The organism is uncultured Hymenobacter sp. (assembly GCF_964242765.1).
Classification (GTDB): Bacteria; Bacteroidota; Bacteroidia; order Cytophagales; family Hymenobacteraceae; genus Hymenobacter.
Genome location: NZ_CAXTBM010000032.1, coordinates 61,727 through 68,701 on the forward strand (window position 1 = coordinate 61,727; position 6,975 = coordinate 68,701).

4 protein-coding genes are annotated in these 6,975 nt (G+C 54.0%); 3 read left to right on the forward strand and 1 reads right to left on the reverse strand.

All coding sequences use genetic code 11. The annotated features are described in order from the left end of the window. The first annotated feature begins 235 nt into the window (after window positions 1–235). Window positions 236–1,420: a replication initiation protein gene (locus ACFE7X_RS14540; RefSeq protein WP_375436402.1), complete on the forward strand. Its 1,185-nt coding sequence runs from the start codon at window positions 236–238 to the stop codon at window positions 1,418–1,420. A gap of 466 nt (window positions 1,421–1,886) precedes the next feature. Here ACFE7X_RS14540 and ACFE7X_RS14545 read toward each other — a convergent pair whose 3' ends face one another. Beyond that, a complete protein-coding gene (locus tag ACFE7X_RS14545; RefSeq protein ID WP_375436403.1) occupies window positions 1,887–2,720 on the reverse strand; it encodes an alpha/beta hydrolase in 834 nt (277 codons plus the stop codon). A gap of 885 nt (window positions 2,721–3,605) precedes the next feature. Between ACFE7X_RS14545 and ACFE7X_RS14550 the strand changes: the two genes are divergently transcribed. Both ACFE7X_RS14550 and ACFE7X_RS14555 read left to right on the forward strand, forming a co-directional pair. Further along, window positions 3,606–4,907, forward strand: coding sequence for a PQQ-dependent sugar dehydrogenase (locus ACFE7X_RS14550; RefSeq protein WP_375436404.1), 1,302 nt, complete (start codon window positions 3,606–3,608; stop codon window positions 4,905–4,907). A gap of 1,254 nt (window positions 4,908–6,161) precedes the next feature. After that, window positions 6,162–6,975: hypothetical protein (locus ACFE7X_RS14555; protein ID WP_375436405.1), on the forward strand; the 814-nt coding region annotated here is incomplete at its 3' end.

Below are 6,975 nucleotides of genomic sequence, written 5' to 3' on the forward strand. Positions count from 1 at the left end.
AACTGCTACAAAAAAGACGACGAGGAGTTCCACCTGCTACAAGAAAGACGTTCGTTTCTTATTTGGAAATAAGGTTCTTGAAACCCTCATCTACTACAAAATAGACGTTGCTACGCGCCATCTGCTACAAGAAAGACGTGTACTTTCTAGGTAAGAAAATTTGATCTTGGCGCCTATCTGCTACAAAAAAGACGTTGCTTCCCCGCATCTGCTACAAAAAAGACGTTGATTGTTTATGGATATTACCCCTCCCGAGAAGCAAGTTGCGCAGCACAATGCGCTCATCAATGCGCGCTTTAGCTTCGTGCCGCTACAGATGCGCCTTTTCGTTGCTTTGCTCTCGCGCATAGATTTCGACGACGTAGATTTCAAAGAGCATTTCATTCCGCTCGAAGAACTGGTCTTTGACCGGCGGGGAGGCTCGGCTTACGAGCAGGTGGACGAGATGTGTAAGGGCTTGACCTCCTTTACGCTCTATATCGAAGAGCTGGAAGAGAAAACCCGTAAGCGCCGGCGCAAGCCTAGCTACACCTACATTCCGCTGATGGCCGAGGCCGGCTACCGCGCCGACTTGGGGGGCGTTGTGGCCAGCTTCAATCCTAAGATCATGCCCTACCTGTTGCAACTGCGGGAAAGTGGCAACTTCACCACAGCCGACATCCAGCAGGTGCTCAAACTTAAGAGCCCCCAATCGCTGCGGATTTACTGGCTCCTAAAGGAATACGCTGGCTTCGGGCGCCGCACCATCAGCGTCGAGGATTTGCGCTTCATCCTCGGCATCGAAGAACACGAATACCCCCGGTTCTCCAACTTCAAAGCCAGGGTATTGGATAAAGCGCAAAGCGAAATAGCCGAAACCGATATTCCGTTCACTTACGAGCTAGAACGGGAAGGCAAGACTGTAGCCCGCATCAAGTTTCTATTCGAGCAGCTAGCCGCATCTGCTACAAAAAAGACGTTGCCTGGAGCTGCGGAATGGTCCGAGGCGCTGCTGCAGATTGGCGTTAGTCAGCGTAGCATTACCACTATCGCCCACCAACTGGAAAACGACGAGTACGACGTGGGCTACATTGCCTTCGTCGTGCGGATCGTGGAGGCGCAGTTTCGTAAAGGCAAAATCAAAAAGCCGGCAGGAGCCATTTATAAAGCTCTAGTAGATAAATATTTGCTGGAAGATTATCAGCTATCGGTTAAGCCCCAGCAGCGGTTGAAAAAGGAGTTGGCCCCGGCCTTAGAAAAGCAGCCTACCGCCGCCTTCAAGCTCAGCGAGGTGCGCGAGATGTACGACAACCCGGGTCCCTTTGCCCAACGACAGAAACGGGCGGCTACCTTCGACGAGCATCTGCAGCAGGTGTACCTCAAAGATGGTTTTGCGCTCGAACAGCGCGACGGCGATACATGGCTGGTTAAGCAAGCGTAGAAGACGACTAATCACTGCCAACGGGAGGCAAACAACCCGGCCATGTAAACAGTCAAGCGAAACCACATACAAGCAAGGGAGGGCGTAAAGCAAGTGATTGGCGAAAGGTGCAGAACTGGTAAGATAAATGCGCACACGCTCCCGTTTACCTTCAAGCCTGCGCATAATGAATCTTCTTAGAGTAGACTCCTACATGAACTTTATCAGTTCTTGTTTCTAGCTTAAAAGAGATTCCTGTAACTGCTAGAAATAGGCTTAGAACTTCGGATGCGCCTCACGTTGTCAAAGCGAAGTTGGGCTCACCTATAGCAGGTTCAGCACGGCCAAGCTGTCCTGCCAGCGGCTGGCGGAATCCCTTAAAGGAAGACGCAAGCTATGTTCCGTGGCAGAAAATAATATCCTATAGGAGGTTGGATAACTAGTGGCGCTCACAAATCCGGCAGGCCGCAGTGGGGGAGCAGCTGGCTTAGCGTTGGGGTTCAGCCGTACGTGCGCGGACCGGTGCTGGCGCCCCAATGGTGTAACTCAGCCAGCTCAAAACAAAGTCGGCGCTCTCCCGCCAGGTCGGTAACCCTAGCACAAAGTGGTTGCGGCCGGCAAACTCCTTGAATTCGGTGATGGAACCCTTGTGTTTGGCGTAGCGCTGGTAGTTGGAATAATTCAGCGAGGCGGGCATGATGTGGTCGGTGCTGCCCGCCACGAACAGCAGCGGTGCGTGGGGCCGCGCAAAGTTGATTTGGGCTTCTTGAGTCAGCGCCCCGCGCGACATTCTCTTGGACTCGGGCACGACAAACTGCTCGTAGGTGGCCCGCTGCGTGGCCAAGTCCAAACCATTGGTAAAGGTATATTGCCAGTGCTTGAACGACATCAGGTAGGTTTTCTTCTGCGACGTAAACAAGCCCAGGGCCGGGGTAACCGAGCGAAAAAACGACCATTTAAGCGTGAGCACGCCCTGGGGCGGTACCGAGTGAATGGCCACACCGGCCGTGCCCAAGTTCTGTTGCAGCAACAGCTGCAGTATTAGCCCGCCGAACGAATGGCCGATTAAAATCGGTTTTTCGGGCAGCCGGCGGATGAAGGCAGCATAAAACTCGACGACGCTGGTTAAGCTATTGTGGGCAATCGACGAGTGCGGGTGCTCACTGCGCAGCGCGGCCGCAATTCCTTCCTTGTGGGGGTGGGCCGGGGCGTAGCAGGTGTAGCCCTGGCTTTGAAAATACGCCTTCCACTCGTTCCAGCACGTGCTGCTGACAAAGGCGCCGGTGACGAACACAATAGAATTGCTGGAGTTGTTTTGCATGGTAGAGACAGGGGGATTGGCAAGTGAATGATCTGTGAAAAAGGGTTTCCTAACAGCACAAGTCGAATAAACCTGAAAGAGAAGGGAGCCTAAGTGGAAGCTCGGTTGGCGCCGGGGTGAACGAAGTCCGCTCGCCCGCCGACCAAGAGTGAAAGCTAGAAGAGTGGTTGGCGTCAGCGGGCAATAAGGCATGGCTAGACTCTAACTCAGAAGTGGAAGCCAGCCAGATTAGGCTCTGCTCCGTACTAAATCAGAAGTTGAACTTTATGATTGTCCTCGCATTCCGCTCGTTGCTCGCCCTTTGCAAGGCAACTCCTGCCGCCTCATTCCCCCGATACTAGTGGTAACTTAAACATATATATACTCTAATATACATACGGGAGAGCTTTAAAAAAATGACTACCTAAAAAGCAGCACCTAAACTTCAGAGAAAGACAATGCAGGACGCTATTTGAACGCAAAAAGTCCAGCTTTCCCAGTCCAGAAAGCTCTCTTTCCATAGACGTTGTAGGAAGGGATACCAGGCTTGAAGAGGTGCTGTCTGCTTGAGGACATTGTTTCCCTCTTCAAGTCGTTCCTTATGGCGACTTCCTGCCAACTTATTGGTATCGGCTCCGGGCCGGGGCTGCACTAGAGTGGCCTGTTGCTCTGACGCTTGGCAGTGGGGACGTTTGGTTTCCGCAGGTTCCGTACTACCCTCGTAGAGCGGCCTGGAAACCGTGCTTTCAGGGGCACTTCCCACCCCCTTGCAAACAGGTGATTCTAGGTGGAACTCCGCCAATAAGGTGCGTAGACTGCTGTTGGCGGCGCCTTGCTGCTAACTCAAACTAAACCATAACACCAAGCTGTTTCTTTCGTAAGGCAATAAGCACCAATTTTTTACCTATGCTTGCTAGACCACTACTTTTCGCCAGTGCCCTGTTGCTGCTATTAGGCGCTTGCAACGAGGACGAGAACACGGCCGATCCGCAGAACGCCGACTTTCCTACCGAAACGTTAACGCCAACTACGACCACCATTCGGCTAGCCGACCTGCCCGCTCCCTTCGCTACTCCCTCCGCTACCAACTACCCGCAGGTACTGATGGAGCGGCCGGCTGATGCCAAGCTGCGCGTACCGCAGGGCTATGCCGTCAATATCTTCCGCGAGGACCTGCCGACCGGCCGCTGGATGGCCGTAGCGCCCAACGGCGACGTGTTTGTGGCTCAGATGATGCAAAACCAAATCACCGTGCTGCGCGACGCCGATGGGGATGGCCGAGCCGAAACCAGCAGCGTCTGGGCTTCGGCCGGGGTGCTCGACCGACCCATGGGCATGGCCTTCCAAGGCAATTATTTCTATGTGGCCTGCTCGGGTGCCCTGTTGCGCTACGACTATACCAGCGGCCAGACGCAGGCCACCGGCACGCCGACCAAGCTAGCGGACCTGCCGGGTGGGGCGCAGCATCCGGCCCGTTCGCTGCTGCTCTACAACAACAAGCTGTACGTGGGCATCGGTTCGTCGCAGAATGCGACGGTGGAGCAGGACGCCCGCCGCACCACCATTCAGGAGTTCAATCTCGATGGCAGCGGCCAGACCACTTACGCCTCGGGCCTGCGCAATCCGCAGGGCCTGGATGTTAATCCGGCCCGCCCCAATGAGCTCTGGACCGTTTCCAATGAGCGGGACCTGCTCGGCGACGAGTTGGTACCGGACTACGTAACGGCCGTTCCCCGCGGCGGCTTCTTTGGTTACCCCTGGGTGTACCTGGCCCCCACCAACCGCGACCCGCGCGTACCGGGTCCGGTACCGGCCGAAGTTGCTACCACTCGCACGCCGGAAGTGCTGCTGCGGCCGCACTCGGCCGCGCTGGGCCTAACGTTCTACAACGGAACCACCTTTCCCACCGATGCCCGCGGCGACCTGTTCGTAACCATGCGGGGCTCTTGGAACCGGGCAGAAGGCAGCGGCTACAAGGTGGTACGCATCCGCATGAACGCGGCCGGTGTACCCGAAACGGCTGGGGCGGATGGTCGTGGGGCCGGCTACGAAGACTTCGTGACCGGCTGGCACCTCAACGATGGGCAGCGGGCAGCCCCGCAAGTGTGGGGTCGCCCGGTGGGCATTACCGTGGCCAGTGATGGAGCCCTGCTTATTGCCGAAGACGGGGCGGGCGTTATCTGGCGGGTGAGCTACCGAGGCAACTAGTGCGCTTGTAAAACGCAAGGCACGACCGTCTTTCCAAGCGTAGAATTACCCCAGTATCTTTTTTACTTCTTCACTAGAAAGAGCCGCAGCCCAGGTTACGGCTCTTTCGTCACGACTGGTATCTACTTGAGGATTCCTTTACATTCCGGTTGCCTTTTGGTGTAATGGGAGCGGCTGTCCTGTTTTAATTGGCTTCTGCTCAACGCAGGACGTTCGGCCATCCTTGATTTAACCAGCTACCATGCGTAGGTAACTTTTCCTCTCCTAACTCTTCTGATCTGTAAGCTGAAATCTGACGCTCCACTCGTGCAAGGCTCACCTCATCCATCGGAGTCCTGGCCATTCATGTGCATGCAAAGGAATGGGACGGTCTTCGAGGTGCGCTTTTCTTCTTGATTATTTAGTTTGATTGGTCGTTTGCAATACCTCGGCCTCGCAGCATTTAGATAAATAGACCGTGCACCCATTTCAATTTCCCAACGGGTAAGATAACCTGGTAGTGTAGGCTTGTGCTTGTCAAAGACCATCGATACCTCTTTTGCCTTACTGCCAATTTCCTGTCTAGAAACCATTTACCCCAAGTGGAAGCTACCAGCAGCAAAGTCAAGTAAGCGCGTGTCCACGAAGTTATTATTTCACCCATTTGCTCGTCTAGTGAATACAAGCTGGAGCACTGGAGCAGTAATCCAAGTTGCGTAGGCAGCCGCGCCGAATGCACTCGTATTGTTGACTTGAAAATTGGGCAAATCAGATAAATTTTATGAGAATATATAGAGTAAACTTCCTAGACTGCTGGCATGGAGTACAATCACTTAATTTTTATTTATGTGTTTCATTCTATTTGTTTCGATAATGCCGCGACCCCACGCTGGTTTTTGCTGTCTTGATAGGGAATAGAGCACCACTAGATGATACTGGTGCCTAGATCTCCTCAGATAATTATGCAATTTCAATTACGAATTGAATTTTAACGTTGGAACCTCTTACTGTTTATTAGGGTATTCACAAAAATCCTTGGTAAATTACAGTATAGCGAGAGTGAGAGAGGACATCAGGATTAAGCTCCGTACTTTTTTCCCGTTAATACCGCTTGACCAGCCGGTAGCTCTCCTGCATCTTCCGACTGCTGGCCTTGCCTTCCTCTTAGATTACGGCCGCCCCTTCTCAAGCTATTGATTACCTGACTCAGCTGCTGCAAGCAGTTGATTATCATTTTGTTGCCGCTTACAGCCATTCTCTCCCCTACCCATTGCTATGATTTTCAACTGCTACTTCAACAAAACATTTCATCTGGGTTACTTGCTGCTGGCCGTTTTCTTGGGCTTCTGCCTTTCGACAGCCGCTTCTCTTCCCGTGCGCGCCCAATCCTCTCCGCCACGTACCTTACTGCAAGGGTCACGGTCGAAGCCGTCTAATCTTCCATCAACGGCGGCCAAAGACAAAGAGAAAAAGAAGAAAAAGGCGAAGCTGCCACCCGAGCCGCTGGTTGGGGCACGTTTGGCCAATGCCCAGTACAACTTTTCGTTCTCGCCTAGCGGCTTGAAGGGCGCCACGCTCGAGAATCCGACCTCGTTACAGTTCGGCCCCGACGGCCGCTTGTACGTCGCGCAGCAAAACGGTATCATCAAGGCCCTGACCATTCGCAAGAATTCGTCTAATGATTACACGGTGACGGCCACTGAGGAAATCACGCTGATTAATTCAATTCCCAACCACAGCGACAACGGCCAGCTTAGCCCCGACGTCACCACCCGCCAGGTCACGGGCATTCTAGTCACCGGCACGAGTAACAGCCCGGTGCTGTATGTTTCGTCTAGCGACAGCCGCATTGGCGGACCGGAGGGCGACCTGAACCTGGATACCAACTCGGGCATTGTCTCGCGCCTGACCCGCTCGGGCTCCTCCTGGATCAAAGTGGACTTGGTGCGCGGGCTGCCTCGCTCCGAGGAAAACCATTCAGTCAATGGCATGCAGCTCGACGCGCAAACCAACACGCTCTTCTTAGCCGTCGGTGGCCATACCAATGCTGGCTCGCCTTCCACCAACTTCGCCTACACGCCCGAGTACG

Excerpts from the sequence above, each read along its gene's own strand:
- ACFE7X_RS14540 (WP_375436402.1), top strand. The coding sequence starts at position 236 with ATGGATATTACCCCTCCCGAGAAGCAAGTTGCGCAGCACAATGCGCTC.
- ACFE7X_RS14545 (WP_375436403.1), bottom strand. The coding sequence starts at position 2,720 with ATGCAAAACAACTCCAGCAATTCTATTGTGTTCGTCACCGGCGCCTTT.
- ACFE7X_RS14550 (WP_375436404.1), top strand. The coding sequence starts at position 3,606 with ATGCTTGCTAGACCACTACTTTTCGCCAGTGCCCTGTTGCTGCTATTA.